Genomic DNA, 17404 nt, shown 5'->3' with positions numbered 1-17404 from the left:
TAAAGTGCCGGGCATGAGTGCTGTATCCCACTATCCGGAGCTGCCCCTCTTCCCGCTCGGCACCGTGCTGTTCCAGGACGGCCTCCTGCCCCTGCAGATCTTCGAGCCGCGCTATCTGGATCTGGTCGCCCGGTGTATGAAAGAGCAGGCACCCTTCGGCGTGGTGCTCATCCGCAGCGGCCGCGATGCCAGGGCTACGGCTGAGGAGGCGGCGCCTGAGATCTTTGATATCGGGACCGCCGCGCACATCGTCGACTTCAATCAGCTGAGCAACGGGCGCCTGGGTATCACCGTGCAGGGCGGGGAGAAATTCCGCATACGGCGGGTTCGCGAGGCAGACGATCACCTGCTCATCGGTGAGGTCAGCTACCTGCCGGAAGAACCGAAAATCGGGGTAGGTGAGGAGCACCAGGATCTGGTGGACCTGCTCAACCAGCTGATGATCCACCCGGGGGTAGCCCGATTAAAACTGCAGATCGATTTCAGCGATGCCCGCTCCGTGGGCTGGCGGCTGGCCGAGCTGCTGCCGATCGATGCGGAGATCAAGCAGAGTCTGCTGCAGCTGCAGCTGCCCAGGGAGCGACTGCAGGAGTTGACCCGCCTGGTCCACAAGCTGAGGGGTTGAGCGGAGCCGGCCTTACCCGGGCTCGACCGCCGATCGCGGTGGGGAATGAGGGTACTGCGCCCGTGAGTGGCATGCACATGGACCGGGACAGGCTGGCGCGTATAATTCCGGGTCCCATCACGCCCGGGCTGCCGGAATGAAGACCGCCGAATCTCTATCTGAAGCACCAGCGGACATTGCCGGTTATATGCAGGCGGCGGGCCGTGCTGCCCGGGCAGCCTCCCGGGTCATTGCCGCAGCCAGCACCGCGACCAAATCGACTGCGCTGAAGGCCATCGCCCGGGCCCTGGATGAGTCGCGTCTGCCGCTCAAAGCGGCCAACAGCACAGACATGAAGGCGGCGACAGCCGGCGGTCTGGACCAGCCCCTGATCGATCGATTGCTGCTGGACGATGCCGCCATTGATCGGATGATCGAAGGGGTTCTGCAGGTGGACAAGCTGCCGGATCCGGTCGGCGAAATCAGCGGGCTGTCCTACCGGCCTACCGGTATCCAGGTAGGTCGCATGCGAGTACCTCTGGGTGTAATCGGCATCATTTATGAGAGCCGGCCTAATGTCACCGTCGACGCGGCGAGCTTGTGCCTGAAGTCCGGTAATGCCTGCATCCTGCGAGGTGGCTCCGAAGCCATCGAATCCAACCGGGCGATCGCAGACTGTATCCGTACCGGGCTGGCGGCTGCCGGTCTGCCGGAAGCTGTGGTTCAGCTTGTAGCTACCACGGATCGGCAGGCGGTCGGTGAACTGCTGCGTCTGCAGGAACATGTCGACGTCATCGTACCGAGAGGGGGTAAAAGCCTTATCGAGCGCATCAGTCGGGAGTCCCTGATCCCCGTGATCAAGCACCTCGACGGCATCTGCCATGTCTACATCGACAGTGACGCGGATGCGGCCATGGCGGTCGAGATTGCCGTAAATTCCAAGGTGGAAAAATACGCGGTCTGCAATGCGCTGGAGACTCTGCTGGTCGCTGACTCGATGGCCGCCACGGTGTTACCGGAGCTTGCGCGGCGTTTTGCGCAGGCGGGTGTAGAGCTGCGGGGATGCGCAGTTACCCGCAGGCACATCAAGGCGGAATCCGCTTCCGAAGCCGACTGGCGGGAGGAATACCTGGGTCCGGTGCTTGCCATCCGGGTGGTTGCCGGACTCGATGCTGCGATCGCCCATATCAACGAGTACGGCTCGGCGCATACCGATACCATTGTGACCGCCAATTATGGCCATGCGCGGCGCTTCCTTGCGGAAGTAGACTCGGCCACCGTGATGGTGAACGCTTCCACCCAGTTTGCGGATGGTTTCGAATTCGGCCTGGGTGCCGAGGTCGGTATCTCCACGGACAAGCTTCACGCCCGGGGGCCCGTGGGACTGGAAGGGCTGACTTCCCAGAAATACGTGGTCCTCGGCAACGGGGAAGTCCGGCACCGTTGATCTGTCTTTTTGGCGGCACCTTCGACCCGATTCACCTCGGCCACCTTCACGCCGCGCTGTCGGTGTGCGACGCGCTGGATGTGCCGCAGATCCGGCTGATTCTGTCCGCGCGTCCGTCGCACCGCACAGCACCGGGTGCCAGCATCGCGCAGCGCTGGGAAATGCTGAAGCTCGCCTGCGCGTCGGATCAGCGGCTTGTCCCGGACGATCGGGAGATGCGCCGCAGTGCGCCTTCCTTCACCGTCGACACACTCGCCGAAATTCGCGGCGAAAACCCCGGGGAACCGCTGGTCTGGGTGATCGGCAGTGATGCCTTCGCGCTGCTGGCGAGCTGGTATCGATGGGAGCAGGTGTTGGAACTGTGTCATCTGGTCGTGCTCAATCGACCCGGGCATCCGCTTACACTCGAGCCCAGGCTCAAAGCGCTGATGGCGCGGGCACAGACGACGGCTATCGCGGACCTCCATGAGCAGTCCGCGGGTCGTATTCTGGTTCTCGAAAGAGACATGGAGCAGGTTTCCGCAGAGGCGATCCGCAAGGCGCTGAGTCAGGGCGCGGAAGTTGCTCATTTGCTCCCGGCCGCCGTGGACACTTATATTAGGACCCATCGTCTCTATGGAGCATGAAACCCAGTTGAAATGGAGCCCCCTGTGACCTCGCAAGCGTTACGTGATCTGGTGCTGGACGCACTCGAGGAACTCAAAGGCCGCGACATCGTCTCTCTCCCTGTCGCGGAAATCACCGATATCACCGACTACATGGTTCTGGTCAGCGGAACTTCCAACCGCCACGTAAAAGCTCTTGTCAATCAAGTGGTAGAGATGGTGAAAGAAGAGGGGGTGAACCCGGTGGGGATCGAAGGGACCGAAACCAATGAGTGGGTACTCGTCGACCTCGGCGACGTCCTGGTTCATGTCATGCAGTCCGACACCCGAAAATTCTACGATCTCGAGCGCCTCTGGACGGAGATTCCGTCGGATTCTGAATCCCTGGTCTGAGCACCAGACCCCACATGCAATGAAACTCAAGGTGCTGGCGATCGGGACCCGGGCGCCCTCCTGGGTGAGTGCGGGATTCAACGAATACGCGGCCCGCATGCCGCCACACATGGCGATCGAACTCGTCGAGGTTTCCGCACCCGCCCATCGGGGCTGGACGGCAGAAAGACTGCGCGAGGAGGAAGGCGGTCGCCTCCTGGGCCGGGTCGGCGATGGCGACCGGATCGTCGCCCTGGATGGTGGTGGCAAGACACTGAGCACGGAAAAACTCGCCGCCAGGATGGATGATTGGCGCATGCTCGGCGGCGATGTGATATTCATGATCGGCGGTGCAGATGGTCTGCACAGTCGTGTGCTCGCCGCGGCCCAGGAGACCCTCTCGCTGTCGGCGCTGACCTTTCCCCACATGCTGGTTCGAGTCATTCTGGCCGAGCAGTTGTACCGGGCCTGGACCTTGCTCGAAGGTCACCCCTATCATCGCGGCTGAACCCAGGCACTGATTCATGGCTTCATCCCTGTCACTGAAGGATCCGGCAACCGAGCGACGCGCGTTCGTCGTGCGTGCTGCCTGGTTGTTTGCCATGGCGATGCTGCTCATCGGTGTGCTGATTCTGCGGCTGCTGCAGCTGCAGGTCTGGGAACACGAAACCTACCAGACCCGCTCAGAAGACAACCGCATCCAGATGCAGCCCCTGGCGCCCTCACGGGGTCTGATTTTCGACCGTAACGGCGTCCTGCTGGCAGACAACCGGCCGATCTCCTCCCTCGCCCTGGTATCGGAGCGGATCGCCGACATGGATGCGCTGCTGGCGGATCTCGATGCCCTGGTGGGGGTGAGTGAAGACGACATTGAAGGTTTCCAGGACCGTCGCAAGCGGCGCCGGCGACCCTACGAGCCGGTGCCCTTGAAGCTCACCCTGGATGCGGAACAGATCGCCCGGCTGGCGGTGAACCGTCACCGGCTGCCCGGTGTCGAGGTGGTGACCCAGCTCGCCCGTCACTATCCCTTCGAGTCTCTGATGGCACACGCGGTCGGGTCGGTGCGCCGGGTCACGGAAGACGATCTGCGGCGCCTGGACCCGATCCGCTACAGTGCAACCCGCTTTGTCGGGCGGCTGGGTGTTGAGAGATTCTACGAGTCCTTCCTGCACGGCGAAGTGGGCTACCAGCAGGTGGAGATTGACGCCCACGGGCGCATCCGCCAGGTGCTGGAAATCAAACCACCGGTGGCCGGCGGCAACATCACCCTGCACCTGGACAGCCGGCTTCAGCTTGCGGCAACCGCCGCTCTGGGCGACCGGCGCGGCGCCATCGTTGCCCTGGACCCGAGAAGCGGCGGTGTGCTGGCCCTGGTCAGCAACCCCGGCTATGACCCCAACCTGTTCGTGAGCGGCATTTCCAGCAGTGACTACCAGGCGCTGGTCAAATCCCGGGATACGCCGTTGTTCAATCGGGCACTCAATGGCCAGTATGCCCCGGGTTCCACGTTCAAACCCATCGTCGGACTCGCTGGTCTGTCGTTGGGTATCACGACCTGGGATGACACGATAGAGGATCGGGGCTGGTTCAAGTTACCCAACCAGAAGCGCATTTATCGGGACTGGAGCTGGACAACCAACAACTCCGGCGGACAGGGCACGGTGGATCTGCACCGTGCGATTTATCGCTCCTCCAACGTCTATTTCTATAATCTGGCAAGCCGGATCAGGATCGAGGATCTGGACGGATTTGCAGCTCAGTTCGGCATTGGCGCGCGTGTCGCGGCGGACATTCCGGAGACCAGTCCGGGACTGCTGCCTGATCCGGTGTGGAAGCGCGGTGCGAAGGGCGAAGCCTGGTATCCGGGTGACAACGTCAACATGGGCATCGGTCAGGGCGATCTTCTTGTCACCCCCCTGCATCTGGCGCTGGTGGCGAGCACCATCGCCAGCCGGGGCCGTGTCGAGCGGCCACGGATGCTGATGTCGAGCAGCAGCCCGCTGTTTGAGTTCGATCTGCCGAAGCCGATGCCACCGGTTGCGGGTCCGTCCGCCGAGGACTGGGAACGCATGGTGGACGCCATGGAGGATGTGGTGCACCGGGGTAATCAGGGTTACCGTCAGAACGGCACGGCCTGGGCGCATATCGGCCAGAACATCAGCTATCGGATGGCTGGTAAATCCGGTACGGCCCAGGTGGTGGAGATCCGCCAGGGGGAAGAATACGAAGAGGACGAACTCGACGAATACAGCCGCAAACACGCCTGGTTCATCGCCTTCGCACCGGCGGATGATCCGGTGATTGCCCTGTCGGTACTGGTGGAGAATGGCGGTGGCGGCAGCTCCGTTGCAGCGCCCGTTGCCCGGGAAGTACTCGACGCCTACCTGCAGCCCCAGCTGGTTGCCCGATGAGCAGTCAGGATTTTGTCCGCCGCCTGCCGGCCGGGTCAGGGTTGAGTGCCGGTGAACGCCTTACCCGGGTCCACCTTGACCCTCTGCTGCTGGTGGTGCTCCTGGCCATCGTAGGTTTTGGTCTGGTCGTGCTGTACAGCGCACTGAACCGCAACGTCGAAGTCTTCGAAAATCAGGTCCTGCGTCTCGCTATTGCCTTCGTGGTGCTGATCCTGGCGGCCCAGTTTCAGCCCGGTTTTTACCTGCGCTGGACGCCGATCATCTACATGCTCGGTGTGATCATGCTGGTGCTGGTGCTGCTGGTCGGGGTCACGGTGAAAGGCTCCCAGCGCTGGCTGGAAATCCCGGGACTGCTCCGATTTCAGCCATCCGAAGTCATGAAGATCGCGGTGCCGATGATGGTCGCCTGGTATCTGCACGAGCGACCACTGCCGCCCAGTTTCGGGGACCTCTGTGTTGCCATGGCCATCATCGCCATCCCTGCGGGCTGCATCATCGTGCAGCCGGACCTGGGTACCGGGATCCTGGTCGCCGGTGCCGGGGCGGCAGTCATTGTGCTCGCCGGTGTGCGCTGGCGCTGGATTCTTTATGCGTTGATGGCCATGGCGGTCGCCGCTCCGGGGCTCTGGTACACGCTGCAGGAATACCAGCGCAAGCGCATTCTGACCCTCTTCGATCCCCAGAGTGACCCGCTCGGCGCGGGCTGGAACATCATTCAGTCCACCACGGCGATCGGCTCCGGTGGGGTCTACGGCAAGGGACTGTTTCAGGGTACCCAGAGTCAGCTGGACTTCCTGCCGGAAAGCCAGACCGATTTCATCATTGCGGTAGTCGGAGAAGAACTTGGATTGATCGGCGTGCTGACGTTGCTGATACTCTACCTGCTGATCATCGCGCGCGGCCTGTACATTGCGACACAGGCTCCGAGCAGTTATGGCCGCCTGCTCGCCGGGGCTCTCACGCTGACCTTCTTTGTCTACGTGTTCGTGAATATCGCCATGGTCTGTGGGCTGCTGCCCGTGGTCGGTGTGCCGCTGCCCCTGGTGAGCTACGGCGGGACATCTGCGATCACACTGATGGCCGGGTTCGGGATCATCATGGCGATCCGGACGCATCGGGCCTGGTAGCCGCTCAGGCGGGGAAGAATTGGCTAATTGGACCGATGACTGGAAGAATCGGTTTTCGCTGACAACAGGATCGAGAGGGACAGACGATACTCATCATGACGCTACGAATCGGTTTCATTGTCGGCCTCACCACGCTGATGCTCTATGGGTCTGCGCATGCGGACTATGCCGACCGGCCGGATGTCCGAACCTATATTGGTGCGCTGGTTGCGGAACACGGATTCGATGAAGCTGCGCTGCTGGAACTCTTCCACGACACCGAGCGTCAGCAGAGTGTCCTGGATGCGATTGCGCGCCCGGCGGAGCGCACGCTGAAATGGCACGAGTATCGGGACATCTTCCTGAAGGAGCCGCGCATCTCCCAGGGTCTCGAGTTCTGGAACAGCAATGCAGAAACCCTGGCTCGTGCCGAAGCAAAGTATGGTGTGCCGGCCGAGTACATTGTCGCCATCATCGGCGTGGAAACCCGGTACGGACGTATTCTCGGCAACTATCGCGTGGTCGACTCCCTCACCACGCTGGCCTTCGATTATCCTCCGCGCTCGGACTTCTTTCGAAAGGAGCTGACCCAGTATCTGCTGCTGGCCAGAGAGGAGAAGATGGACCCCCTGGTGCTCAAGGGTTCCTATGCCGGCGCCATGGGCTACGGGCAGTTCATTCCCTCGAGCTTCCGTGCCTATGCGGTGGACTTTGATGGGGATGGCGTGCGGGACATCTGGGCCAATCAGGTTGATGCCATCGGCAGTGTGGCCAACTACTTCGCCCGCCATGGCTGGCGCAGTCAGGCACCGGTGGTGGTGCAGGTGGCTGTGACAGGAACCGAAGCGGACGCGCTGGCGAATGAATCCCTGAGTCTCGACTACACGGTCGGCCAGCTGCGGGCCGCGGGTGTACAGATTGACGACCTTGCCGCAGAGGAAAAGGCCGCGCTGTTCCGCATGGAAATCGAAGACGGACGCGAGTACTGGCTGGGGCTGAACAACTTTTATGTGATCACCCGTTACAATCGCAGCCGCCTCTATGCACTGGCCGTGCACCAGCTCGGGCAGGAGATCCGGTCCGGATGGGAAGCGAGACAGGATGCGCTGGTTTCGAGTCACCGGACATTCGACTGAGAGTGGAGATGGTGGACACGGTGGAGACGTGGGAATTGTCACAGTGCGCCTGATCGTTCTGCTTGGCCTTTCCGCCCTCCTGCTGTCCGGTTGCCAGACACCGGGATCTGATCGGCACGACCCTGCCCGGAGTACGACAGCGGCGGAACCCGGGGATGGACCACCGCTGGTGATTCCGCCGGATCTTGCACATCTGCCGGACCCGGTGGTGATCAGTGAGCCGCGCAGCAAACGCGGAAACCCGGAAACCTATACGGTGTTCGGCAAGACCTATCGGGTGATGGATTCGGAAGTCGGCTACTACGCAACCGGGCTCGCCTCCTGGTATGGAAAAAAATTCCACGGCCGACCGACTTCGAGTGGCGAGCCCTTCGACATGTTCAAGCTCACCGCGGCCCATCCTTCCCTGCCGATCCCCACCTTCGCCCGGGTCACCAATCTCGACAATGGCCGCTCCACGGTTGTGCGGATCAATGACCGCGGACCCTTCCATGCGAACCGGCTCATCGATCTGTCCTACGCTGCCGCGGTGAAGCTCGGTTACGCCGAGGAGGGCACTGCAAGGGTCCGGGTGGAAGTTCTCACTGCGGCGAAAGACTTCTTCCTGCAGGCGGGCGCCTTCAGGGATCTCAACAGTGCGGACCGACTGAAGGCGGAGCTGGAAGCGCTCACGGGTCAACCGTCCTTCGTAGTGCGGGTCGCTGACGACGCCCTGTACCGGGTGCGGGTCGGCCCGGTGGCGGGACGGCAGGAGGCAGAGCGCCTGCGCGGCCTGATCGTGGCGGCGCGACACCCGGAACCTCTCATCCTGCCGAACTGAGGTCACCGGCCCGGCCCCGGGGCAGCACCGCCGGGTCTGTCTCCGGGACCGGTGGTAGACTGCGCCGGTCGTGTCATTCAAAACCAAGAGGACAAGCATGCAGCGAAGGCTCTGCGTCGCTAATTTTCATACGCTGAAGGCTCCTTACCCGCTGAAGGCTCTATTTCCGCTGAAGGCTCTATTTCCGCTGAAGGCTCTTGTTGCGCTGGTGATTCTTGTGGCCTCGGCTGCCGCGGTGGCGATGGAAGCCCAGGTGATTCCACCGCCGCCGTCGGTTGCGGCCAGCTCTTATCTGCTGATTGATGCGGATACAGGCAAGGTGCTGGTCGAGCACAATGCCAGGGAGCCGCTCCCGCCCGCGAGCCTCACCAAGATCATGACCGCTTTTATCGCCGCCGTAGAAATCGAGTCCGGCCGTATCAGCCTCCAGGATCAGGTCCCCATCAGTGTCAACGCCTGGCAGACGGAAGGCTCCCGCATGTTCGTGCGGGAAGGCACCACGGTGTCACTGGAAGACCTGTTGAAAGGCATCATCATCCAGTCCGGAAACGACGCCAGTGTCGCCGTGGCCGAGCATATAGCGGGCAGTGAAAGCGCCTTTGCTGACATGATGAACCAGCAGGCCGCTCTGCTGGGGATGACCACCACGCACTTCATGAATGCCACCGGACTGCCGGATGAAGAACACTACACCTCTGCCTGGGACCTTTCCCTGCTCACCCGGGCACTGATCCAGCGCTACCCCGATCACTATGCGATGTATGCCGAGCGTTCGTTTGTCTTCAATAACATCGACCAGCCCAATCGCAATCGACTGTTGTGGCGGGACCGCACAGTCGATGGTGTCAAGACCGGTCATACCGAAGCTGCCGGCTACTGTCTGGTGGCTTCCGCGGTCCGGGAAAACATGCGCCTGATTTCGGTGGTGATGGGGACCGAAAGCGACGAAGCACGGATGCGCGAAAGCCAGAAACTGTTCTCCTACGGGTTCCGTTACTTTGAAACCCAGCAGCTCTATGAAGCCGGTGTGCCGCTGAAGACGGTGGCAGTATGGTATGGCGAAACCGATAGTGTAGAACTGGGTGTGGCGGATTCCGTGCGGGTGACCATTCCACGCGGCCGTTATGAAAACCTGGCTGCGGAACTCGAGGTGGTGCGGGTGGTTGAAGCGCCGCTGACTGCCGGCGAGCGGGTTGGCGAACTGATTCTGTCGCTGGATGACGAAGTTATTCAGCGTGCTCCCCTGATTGCGCTCACCGATGTTGCCGAAGCGGGCCTTCTCGGCCGGTTCTTCGATGGCGCAAGGCTGTTCTTCGCCAGTTTTTTCGCGGACGAGTAGTCGATGGAGGATACGCCATCCATCGTTTTTCCCTGTGCAAGCTACCCGCTGAAGGTGATTTCCCACAGCGCTCCCGAGCTTGTCCAGCGTGTGGTGGAAGTCGTGCGTATTCACGTCGACGATTTCGATGAACAGACCCTGAGTCTGCAGCCCAGCCGGGCAGGCAACTACACATCCGTGCGCCTTTTGATCACTGCACGCAGTGAAGGGCAGCTGCGGGCACTGCATGGAGACCTGATGGCCCTGCCGGAGGTCAAGCTGGTTCTGTGAAAACTCCGGTGCAGATCGTCGACCTGGGGCGAACGGATTACGAGGCCGTGTTTGACAGAATGCGGCGGTTCACCGAACAGCGAACCAGCGTAACCGAAGACCAGGTGTGGCTGACCGAGCATGAACCCGTTTTCACCCAGGGGCAGGCAGGACGGCCGGAGCATCTGCTGGCACCAGGCGACATCCCGGTGGTGCAGTCAGACAGAGGCGGCCAGGTCACCTATCATGGCCCGGGCCAGATTGTCGGATATCTGCTGATCGATCTGCGCCGCAAAGGGCTGAGTGTGCGAGGCCTTGTCAGTGGCATCGAGGCGGCCGTCGTCAGGGTGCTGGCCGGCTACGGAATCGAAGGTGCTCCCAGGGCGGATGCTCCGGGTGTCTATGTCGCGGGTGCGAAGATCGCCTCCCTGGGTTTACGGGTTCGGCGCGGCTGTTCCTATCACGGCCTCAGTCTCAATGTGAACATGGATCTGGAACCTTTCGGCCGCATCAATCCCTGTGGGTTGCTGGGCATGACGGTGACTCAGATGGTCGACCTGGGTGGTCCTGACAGTCCCGGTCCAGTGCGCGAGAGACTGATCGCCGCCCTGGCAGAGACCTTTGCGTTCACTCCGCACAGGTCGGGCATTGCGGATATTTCGGCAGTCTGAGTTTGCGCCACTCCATGTGCTTGCCATCGAAGTAGAGCACATATCCGGTAAGAGATTCTCCGACACCGGTGATCAGTTTCATGGTCTCCAGTGCCTGGGTCGTGCCGATCACCCCCACCAGTGGCGCTGCCACACCATTCTCCGAGCAGTTGAGGGCGGCATCGTCACCGGTAGCGTAAAGGCACCGGTAACAGGGCGAGTCAGGCACCCGCGGATCGAAGACGGCGACCTGGCCTTCCCAGCGTATGGCAGCGCCTGAGACAAGGGGTACCGAGCTGGCCCAGCAGACATCGTTCAGCGCATAGCGGATGCGGAAATTGTCCGTCGCATCCACGACCACGTCGGCACGCGATACCAGAGCGTGCAGCGCCACATCATCCAGATCCGCGTCTATGGTTTCGATGCCGATGTCCGGATTCAGGGCAGACAGGGTTGCCGCTGCTGATGCCACCTTGCGCCGGCCAAGCGAAGACTGCCGGTGCACGATCTGGCGCTGCAGATTGGAAAGGTCCACCTCATCGTGGTCCACCAGCAGCAGTCGGCCCACACCGGCGGCGGCGAGATAGAGCGCAACCGGCGAACCGAGACCGCCGAGGCCGACCACCAGCACGGTGGCAGCCAGCAGTGCTTCCTGACCGGCGATGTCAACTTCCGGTAGCAGGATATGTCTGCTGTAGCGCAGCAGCTGTTCGTCATTCACGTTTCATCGCTTCCGCGTAACTCGCCCGCAGTCACAGGGTACGCTTTTCTGCCGAAAGTCACCCTGTCCAGACCCGCCAGATCCTGGCGGGTTGCCACTTCGCAGTAACCCTGGCGCAGAAAGCAGTCGGTCACCGGCCGCTTCTGATTCCAGCCGTGTTCGACCAGCAGCCAGCCTCCCGGGTGGAGAAAGCTGTCCGCGCTGCCGATGATCCGGGCGAGATCGTCCATCCCCTCCGCACCACTGACCAGTGCGCCCTTGGGCTCATGGCGCAACCCGGGAAGATGGGGATCGTCGGCTGCGACATAGGGTGGATTCGCAGCAATGAGGTGGAAGCGTCCGGGGACCTGTTCGAACCAGTCGCTTTCGAAAAAAGTCACCGGGGCGTTATGGCGCCCGGCATTGTCAGCGGCCACCTTCAGGGCGGCGGGGCTGACGTCGCTGGCCCAGACTTCCAGCGTCAGGCTCTTCGCCAGAGCAATGGCGATGGCGCCACTGCCGGTGCCGAGATCGAGCACGCGGTCACCGGAATTCACAAGCGGCAGCGCGAGTTCGACCAGGGTTTCCGTCTCCGGCCGCGGAATCAGTACATCTGGCGTGACCCGCAGACTCAGTCCCCAGAATTCCCGCTCCCCGAGCACATAGGCCAGGGGTTCACCCTCCTGCAGACGGGCGGCGAGTGACTCGAGTGTGCTCAGTGCTGCCGCGTCGATGATGCGTTCAGGCGCCGCCATCACCTGAGCCCGGCTCAATCCCAGCCGATGACACAACAGGAGTTCGCAATCGAGTCGGGGCAGCCGGCGATGGGCTCGCAGCCAGGACCTGACGGAGTGTGCCGGGTCGGTGCCTGTGCTCACCTGTGTCACCCGGCCTCACCCAGTGACTGCAGAAGGTCTGCCTGGTGCTCCTGTACGAGCGGCTGTATCACATGATCGAGCAGGCCTTCGATCACTTCATCGAGTTTGTAGATGGTGAGATTGATGCGGTGATCGGTGACCCGACCCTGGGGGAAATTGTAGGTGCGTATGCGCTCGGAGCGGTCCCCGGAGCCGACCAGCGTGCGGCGGGTTTCGGCCTCCTCGGCCTGCTGCTTGCTGCGCGCCATGTCCAGCAGCTTGGCCTTCAGCAGTGCGTAAGCGCGGGCGCGGTTTTTGTGCTGAGAGCGCTCGTCCTGACATTCCACCACGATGCCTGTCGGCAGATGCGTAAGGCGGATGGCGGAATCGGTCTTGTTCACATGCTGGCCACCCGCACCGGAAGCGCGGTAGGTATCCTCGCGCAGATCGGCCTTGCTGATCTCGATCGAATCGATTTCGTCTGCTTCGGGCATGACGGCGACCGTGCAGGCGCTGGTGTGGATGCGGCCCTGGGATTCGGTCTCGGGTACCCGCTGTACCCGATGGGCGCCGGATTCAAATTTCAGCTGGGAGTACACGTTCGCGCCGGTAATCCGGGAGATGATTTCCTTGTAGCCACCGTGTTCGCCCTGGCGGGCATTGAGTATCTCGAGCTGCCAGCCTTTCTGTTCTGCGTATTTGCTGTACATGCGGAAAAGATTCCCGGCAAAGATCGCCGCTTCATCTCCCCCGGTACCCGCACGGATTTCGAGGAACACGTTCGCACCGTCGTGAGGATCTCTCGGCAGCAGGAGGGTCTGCAGGGCCTGCTCCGAACTTGCCAGTTCCGCTTCCAGCCGCCCCAGATCCTCCTGGGCAAGCTGGCGAATTTCCGCATCCGCATCCCGGGTCATCTCGGTGATCTCTTCGATTTCCCCAACCAGCCGCTCGTATTCGGTGAAGCCTTGTATGACCGGTTCGAGCTCGGCATATTCCCTGGACAGCGCGGTGAACTGGTCCCGGTTTGCCATCACCTCCGGATCGGACAGGAGCGCACTCACCTCTTCGTGACGATCGGCGAGGCCCGACAGTTTGTCCACCATCGATTCAGTCAGACTCATCGATCATTCAATCCAGATGGTAGAGGGTCTTGAGGTAGTCGAGGAGATCAGCGCGGCCATCCGCTGCGGCGTTGCGCAGGGCGGTGGTGGGTGCGTGGATCAGTTTGTTTGTCAGGCCGCGGCTCAGCGTGGCGAGAACCTGTTCGGGCGGCGTTCCTCTGCTGAGCTCCCGCAGGGCCCGCTCCAGCTCCGCGGTCTGGATGCTCGCTGCCTGATCGCGGAACTTCCGCAACAGCGCCTGGCCATGGTGCGCGCGCCGCTCACGCAGATAGTGATTGGCGCCGTCATCCACCAGGGTTTCTGCTTCCTCCGCGGCAACCCGGCGGTTCTTCACGTTTTCTTCGATGATGTCGTCGAGGTCGTCGATCGTGTAGAGAAACACATCGGGAAGTTCTGCCGCTTCCGGTTCGATATCCCGGGGCACGGCGATGTCGACAATGAACATCGGTTTGCGGCGGCGCTGACGGATTGCAGCTTCCAGGGCTCCTTTGCCGACCACGGGCAGGGAGCTGCCGGTCGATGCAATGATGATGTCGTAGTTGGCCAGGTGGGCGGGCACATCGGTGAGCTGCAGGGGCAGAGCATCGAAGCGTGCAGCGAGGGCTTCCGCATTTGCCAGGGTACGGTTTGCGATGGCCATCCCGGCCACCCCGGCTTCCGTGAGGTGCTCGGCCACCCGTTGAATGGTATCCCCCGCCCCCAGCAGGAGTGCCCGGGTATCTTTCAGATCGGTAAAAATCTGTTGCGCCATGACCACCGCTGCGTAGGCCACGGAGACGGGATTGCGGCCGATGTCCGTATCGGTGCGCACCCGTTTGGCGGTGGACAGGATGATCTGTGAGAGCAGGCTCAGCTCCGGACCGAGAGTGCCCGCCTGGCGCGCCAGGTCGTAGGCCGATTTCACCTGGCCCATGATCTGTGGTTCGCCGAGAACCTGGCTGTCGAGACCGGAGGCCACCCGGATCAGATGGCGGGCGGCATCCAGATCCCAGTGGCTGTAAGCGACGCTGTCCAGCTCGCTTAAGGGGATCTTGCGGGCTTCCGCCAGCCAGGTACCGACTTCACGCTCATGGGCCGGATCCAGAGACAGATACAGCTCGGTGCGATTGCAGGTCGAAATGATGGCCGCCTCAGACACGCTGGGAATGTGGTGAGTGGCTTCCAGCAGAGCGTCTGCCAGGGTCCCTTCCGGGAACGCGATACGCTCCCGAAACTCCACGGGTGCCGTGCGATAGTTAACGCCGTATGCCAATATCGCCATCAGCCGATGCCAAGGTGGACGCTGTGCTCAGGATGACGCGCGATTCTAACAGAGTCTTCACTCTGGCGAACGTGTATAAGCTCTTATTTTTAAACATATTTTCCGTTTCCATCGGCGGAGGCTGCGCGTCCCTGCCCGCGCCGGCCCCTGAGGATGACTTTCTTTTGCGGGGAAAGCTGGCGGTTGAAGAGGCGGGCGAGCGACATACCGCCAATCTGCTCTGGCGCCAGCAGGGCGAGAATTTCGAGGTCGATCTCTGGGGACCCATGGGACAGGGCCGCATCCAGCTGGTGCGCCGTGGCAGTGCAGTGGCCATCCTCGACGGGGCCGGTATGGTGGTGACCGAAGGCCCTTCGGAGCAGGTCATGCGGGAGCAGCTCGGCTGGAGCCTGCCGCTTGCGGTGTTGCCCGCCTGGCTGCAGGGTAACCCGCTGGCAGGGATCCCTGCCCATGACCTCGAATACGACGACCAGGGGTTACTGGCGGCATTCACTCAGCTCGAGTGGCGGGTGGTTTACGAGCAGCATCGCGAGGCGGCGGGACAATGGTTGCCACGCCGGCTCAGCGCGACCGGCCCGGCGACCCGGATCCGTCTGGTGATCGCCGAGTGGCAGTTTTAACTCGTTGATTTACAGGGTAAATCCCCTGTATTCCGGCGCGCAAATGGGTTTGACAGAGACCGGACGCGTCAGCACAATAGCGCCCCTCGCGAAGCGGGGGTAAGGCAGCACGCCGCTTTTGTCGAATTTTGTCCAGTATTGCGCCCACGCCTGCACCCCGGGCGTCGGCCACGACCGGGTTCGGTTCAACCATTGGGGTGTCGCCAAGCGGTAAGGCAGCAGGTTTTGATCCTGCCATGCGGAGGTTCGAATCCTCCCACCCCAGCCATACCTCCGCGCAACAGGAAAATGGCCCGCCGTGCGGTGGAGGCCTCCGCACAGCGGCAACCGGGTAGCAGGTACATCGTGTCGACAGCCACAAAGGATCCGAACGAGCCGAACCTGATGCTGTTTGCGGGCAGCTCGAATCATTCGCTCGCGAAAAAAGTTGCCTGTCAGCTGCGCATGGCGCTGGGCGATGCCAAGGTGGGCCGGTTCAGCGACGGCGAAGTGGATGTCGAGATTCACGAGAATGTGCGGGGCCAGGACGTCTTTCTGCTGCAGTCCACCTGTGCCCCGACCAACGACAATGTCATGGAACTGATGATCATGGCAGACGCCATCCGGCGAGCGTCTGCGAGTCGGGTGACTGCGGTGATTCCCTATTTCGGTTATGCCCGCCAGGATCGTCGACCCCGATCCGCCCGGGTGCCGATTTCTGCCAAGGTGGTGGCAGACATGCTCGGCAGTGTCGGTATCGACCGGCTGCTGACGGTGGATCTCCATGCGGATCAGATCCAGGGTTTTTTCAACATGCCGGTGGACAACGTGTACGCCTCGCCCGTGCTTGTCGACCATATGACTTCCGCAGGCTATGAGCGGCCGATCATCGTCTCACCCGATGTCGGCGGGGTCGTGCGGGCCAGGGCGATTGCAAAACAGGCGAATGATCTGGATCTGGCCATCATCGACAAACGCAGACCGCGGGCCAACGAGACCAAGGTGATGAACGTGATAGGCGATGTCGAAGGGAAGACCTGCGTGCTGGTGGACGACATCGTCGACACCGCAGGCACCCTGTGCACGGCGGCGCGCGCGCTGAAAGAAGAAGGGGCAGTGAAAGTGGTGGCTTATATCACCCACCCGGTACTGTCCGGACGCGCGATCGAACAGATTTCAGCCCCCGATCTCGATGCCATGTTTGTCACCGATACCATTCCGCTGAACGCGGAAGCGGGGGCCTGCAGAAAGATTACTCAGATCAGTCTCGATCGGGTGCTTGCGGAAGCCATCCGACGGGTAAGCAGCGAAGAATCCATCAGCGCGATGTTCCGGTGACTCACTGGTAGACGGCGAAGCACGCGTGGGATAAAGGCGTTCGGATCTGGTCGCGGATTTGAACTGTCAGTAACAGCTGCGGGGATCGAACCCCACAGCGTTTTAATCAGGAAGGAAACGAAATGTCCCAGAAACTAGCAATTCACGCATCGCGGCGTGCTGACGTGGGGAAGGGTGCGAGCCGCCGCCTGCGTCGTTCCGGCGATGTGATTCCAGCCATCATGTATGGTTCCCAGGAAGCAGCGATCTCGCTGACACTGAATGTCAATGAGATCAACAAAGCCATGCAGAACGAATCGTTTTTCTCGCAGATCATTGATGTGCAGGTGGAAGGCGGTTCTCAGCAGGCGCTCGTCCGGGACGTGCAGCGCAATCCGATCAACGGCAAGGTGCTGCACATGGACTTCCTGCGCGTCAGCGCAGATGTGGAAATCGAGGTCCATGTTCCGATCCACGTCATCGGTGAAGAAGCCTGTGTAGGCGTGCGTCTGGGCGGCGGTGTGATCACCCACCTCATGACGGATGTCGAAGTACGCTGTCTCCCGGCAGATCTGCCCGAGTTCCTCGAGGTCGATGTGACCGAACTCGAGCTCAATGACCTGGTGCATCTGTCCCAGCTGAAAGTGCCCGCAGGTGTAACGATCATCGCCCTTGAGCACGAAGACGACGACCGTGCGGTTGTCAGCGTCCAGCCGCCGAGAGTGGAAGAAGCTGAAGAAGAGCTGAGCGATGAAGCTCCGGAAGCGCCACCGACGATTGGTGAGAAGGACGAAGACGGCGACGACTGAG

At 61.7% G+C, this 17404-nt stretch carries 19 protein-coding genes and 1 tRNA gene; 16 read left to right on the top strand and 4 right to left on the bottom strand.

Going from position 1 to position 17404, the window contains the following annotated elements; genetic code table 11:
* Positions 1-13: 13 nt before the first annotated feature.
* From R3E82_14670 to lipB, 12 genes are all read left to right on the top strand, one after another.
* Entirely contained in the window at positions 14-625 is a 612-nt protein-coding gene (locus R3E82_14670) for an LON peptidase substrate-binding domain-containing protein (protein MEZ5552136.1), read from the top strand.
* Between the two features lie 136 nt (positions 626-761).
* Positions 762-2051 carry a glutamate-5-semialdehyde dehydrogenase gene (locus R3E82_14665; GenBank protein MEZ5552135.1) on the top strand — a complete coding sequence of 430 codons (1290 nt, stop codon included), beginning with the start codon at positions 762-764 and terminating at the stop codon, positions 2049-2051.
* Entirely contained in the window at positions 2048-2677 is a 630-nt protein-coding gene (gene nadD, locus R3E82_14660) for a nicotinate-nucleotide adenylyltransferase (protein ID MEZ5552134.1), read from the top strand. Before R3E82_14665 ends, nadD begins: the two co-directional genes overlap by 4 nt.
* 24 nt (positions 2678-2701) lie before the next feature.
* Entirely contained in the window at positions 2702-3049 is a 348-nt protein-coding gene (gene rsfS / locus R3E82_14655; protein MEZ5552133.1) for a ribosome silencing factor, read from the top strand.
* A gap of 19 nt (positions 3050-3068) precedes the next feature.
* The gene (gene rlmH / locus R3E82_14650) at positions 3069-3536 is read left to right on the top strand and encodes a 23S rRNA (pseudouridine(1915)-N(3))-methyltransferase RlmH (protein MEZ5552132.1); all 468 of its coding nucleotides are present in this window, start codon (positions 3069-3071) and stop codon (positions 3534-3536) included.
* A 16-nt stretch (positions 3537-3552) separates the two neighbouring features.
* Positions 3553-5439, top strand: a complete 1887-nt coding sequence (gene mrdA / locus R3E82_14645) for a penicillin-binding protein 2 (protein MEZ5552131.1) — start codon at positions 3553-3555, stop codon at positions 5437-5439.
* A complete protein-coding gene (rodA, locus tag R3E82_14640) occupies positions 5436-6566 on the top strand; it encodes a rod shape-determining protein RodA (protein ID MEZ5552130.1) in 1131 nt (376 codons plus the stop codon). Before mrdA ends, rodA begins: the two co-directional genes overlap by 4 nt.
* A gap of 95 nt (positions 6567-6661) precedes the next feature.
* Positions 6662-7681, top strand: coding sequence for a lytic murein transglycosylase B (gene mltB, locus R3E82_14635; protein ID MEZ5552129.1), 1020 nt, complete (start codon positions 6662-6664; stop codon positions 7679-7681).
* 28 nt (positions 7682-7709) lie between these two features.
* Positions 7710-8501: a septal ring lytic transglycosylase RlpA family protein gene (locus R3E82_14630; protein ID MEZ5552128.1), complete on the top strand. Its 792-nt coding sequence runs from the start codon at positions 7710-7712 to the stop codon at positions 8499-8501.
* Positions 8502-8598: 97 nt separating this feature from the next.
* Positions 8599-9840, top strand: a complete 1242-nt coding sequence (locus R3E82_14625) for a D-alanyl-D-alanine carboxypeptidase family protein (GenBank protein MEZ5552127.1) — start codon at positions 8599-8601, stop codon at positions 9838-9840.
* A 3-nt stretch (positions 9841-9843) separates the two neighbouring features.
* Positions 9844-10110 carry a DUF493 domain-containing protein gene (locus R3E82_14620; GenBank protein ID MEZ5552126.1) on the top strand — a complete coding sequence of 89 codons (267 nt, stop codon included), beginning with the start codon at positions 9844-9846 and terminating at the stop codon, positions 10108-10110.
* A 59-nt stretch (positions 10111-10169) separates the two neighbouring features.
* Positions 10170-10760: a lipoyl(octanoyl) transferase LipB gene (gene lipB / locus R3E82_14615; GenBank protein ID MEZ5552125.1), complete on the top strand. Its 591-nt coding sequence runs from the start codon at positions 10170-10172 to the stop codon at positions 10758-10760.
* On the opposite strand, the gene moeB is transcribed toward lipB, so the two are convergent.
* The 4 genes from moeB to hemA are packed head-to-tail and all read right to left on the bottom strand — an operon-like array spanning position 10717 to position 14678.
* A complete protein-coding gene (gene moeB, locus R3E82_14610) occupies positions 10717-11460 on the bottom strand; it encodes a molybdopterin-synthase adenylyltransferase MoeB (protein ID MEZ5552124.1) in 744 nt (247 codons plus the stop codon). The genes lipB and moeB overlap by 44 nt on opposite strands.
* Positions 11457-12317: a peptide chain release factor N(5)-glutamine methyltransferase gene (gene prmC, locus R3E82_14605; protein ID MEZ5552123.1), complete on the bottom strand. Its 861-nt coding sequence runs from the start codon at positions 12315-12317 to the stop codon at positions 11457-11459. Before prmC ends, moeB begins: the two co-directional genes overlap by 4 nt.
* A gap of 5 nt (positions 12318-12322) precedes the next feature.
* The gene (prfA, locus tag R3E82_14600) at positions 12323-13411 is read right to left on the bottom strand and encodes a peptide chain release factor 1 (protein MEZ5552122.1); all 1089 of its coding nucleotides are present in this window, start codon (positions 13409-13411) and stop codon (positions 12323-12325) included.
* Positions 13412-13424: 13 nt separating this feature from the next.
* Positions 13425-14678 carry a glutamyl-tRNA reductase gene (gene hemA, locus R3E82_14595; protein ID MEZ5552121.1) on the bottom strand — a complete coding sequence of 418 codons (1254 nt, stop codon included), beginning with the start codon at positions 14676-14678 and terminating at the stop codon, positions 13425-13427.
* Positions 14679-14842: 164 nt separating this feature from the next.
* Here hemA and lolB point away from each other — a divergent pair, with 164 nt between their 5' ends.
* From lolB to R3E82_14575, 4 genes are all read left to right on the top strand, one after another.
* A complete protein-coding gene (lolB, locus tag R3E82_14590; GenBank protein MEZ5552120.1) occupies positions 14843-15298 on the top strand; it encodes a lipoprotein insertase outer membrane protein LolB in 456 nt (151 codons plus the stop codon).
* Between the two features lie 193 nt (positions 15299-15491).
* Positions 15492-15566: transfer RNA gene (locus R3E82_14585), tRNA-Gln, on the top strand.
* Positions 15567-15682: 116 nt separating this feature from the next.
* Positions 15683-16615 (top strand): ribose-phosphate pyrophosphokinase, encoded by a 933-nt coding sequence (locus tag R3E82_14580; protein ID MEZ5552119.1) that lies wholly within the window; start codon positions 15683-15685, stop codon positions 16613-16615.
* 122 nt (positions 16616-16737) lie between these two features.
* On the top strand, positions 16738-17403 hold the full coding sequence (locus R3E82_14575) for a 50S ribosomal protein L25/general stress protein Ctc (GenBank protein ID MEZ5552118.1): 666 nt from the start codon (positions 16738-16740) through the stop codon (positions 17401-17403).
* The last annotated feature ends 1 nt before the right edge of the window (position 17404 follow it).

It is taken from the genome of Pseudomonadales bacterium, from assembly GCA_041395945.1.
In the GTDB taxonomy this organism is placed as follows: Bacteria; Pseudomonadota; Gammaproteobacteria; order Pseudomonadales; family Azotimanducaceae; genus SZUA-309.
Note: the sequence above shows the minus strand (reverse complement) of the source record. Positions and strands in the feature narration are given on the sequence as shown.

Coding starts and splice junctions, on each gene's coding strand:
- rodA (MEZ5552130.1), top strand. CDS start 5,436: ATGAGCAGTCAGGATTTTGTCCGCCGCCTGCCGGCCGGGTCAGGGTTG.
- R3E82_14670 (MEZ5552136.1), top strand. CDS start 14: ATGAGTGCTGTATCCCACTATCCGGAGCTGCCCCTCTTCCCGCTCGGC.
- R3E82_14575 (MEZ5552118.1), top strand. CDS start 16,738: ATGTCCCAGAAACTAGCAATTCACGCATCGCGGCGTGCTGACGTGGGG.
- R3E82_14665 (MEZ5552135.1), top strand. CDS start 762: ATGAAGACCGCCGAATCTCTATCTGAAGCACCAGCGGACATTGCCGGT.
- R3E82_14580 (MEZ5552119.1), top strand. CDS start 15,683: ATGCTGTTTGCGGGCAGCTCGAATCATTCGCTCGCGAAAAAAGTTGCC.
- mltB (MEZ5552129.1), top strand. CDS start 6,662: ATGACGCTACGAATCGGTTTCATTGTCGGCCTCACCACGCTGATGCTC.
- mrdA (MEZ5552131.1), top strand. CDS start 3,553: ATGGCTTCATCCCTGTCACTGAAGGATCCGGCAACCGAGCGACGCGCG.
- R3E82_14620 (MEZ5552126.1), top strand. CDS start 9,844: ATGGAGGATACGCCATCCATCGTTTTTCCCTGTGCAAGCTACCCGCTG.
- lipB (MEZ5552125.1), top strand. CDS start 10,170: ATGCGGCGGTTCACCGAACAGCGAACCAGCGTAACCGAAGACCAGGTG.
- R3E82_14625 (MEZ5552127.1), top strand. CDS start 8,599: ATGCAGCGAAGGCTCTGCGTCGCTAATTTTCATACGCTGAAGGCTCCT.
- hemA (MEZ5552121.1), bottom strand. CDS start 14,678: ATGGCGATATTGGCATACGGCGTTAACTATCGCACGGCACCCGTGGAG.
- rlmH (MEZ5552132.1), top strand. CDS start 3,069: ATGAAACTCAAGGTGCTGGCGATCGGGACCCGGGCGCCCTCCTGGGTG.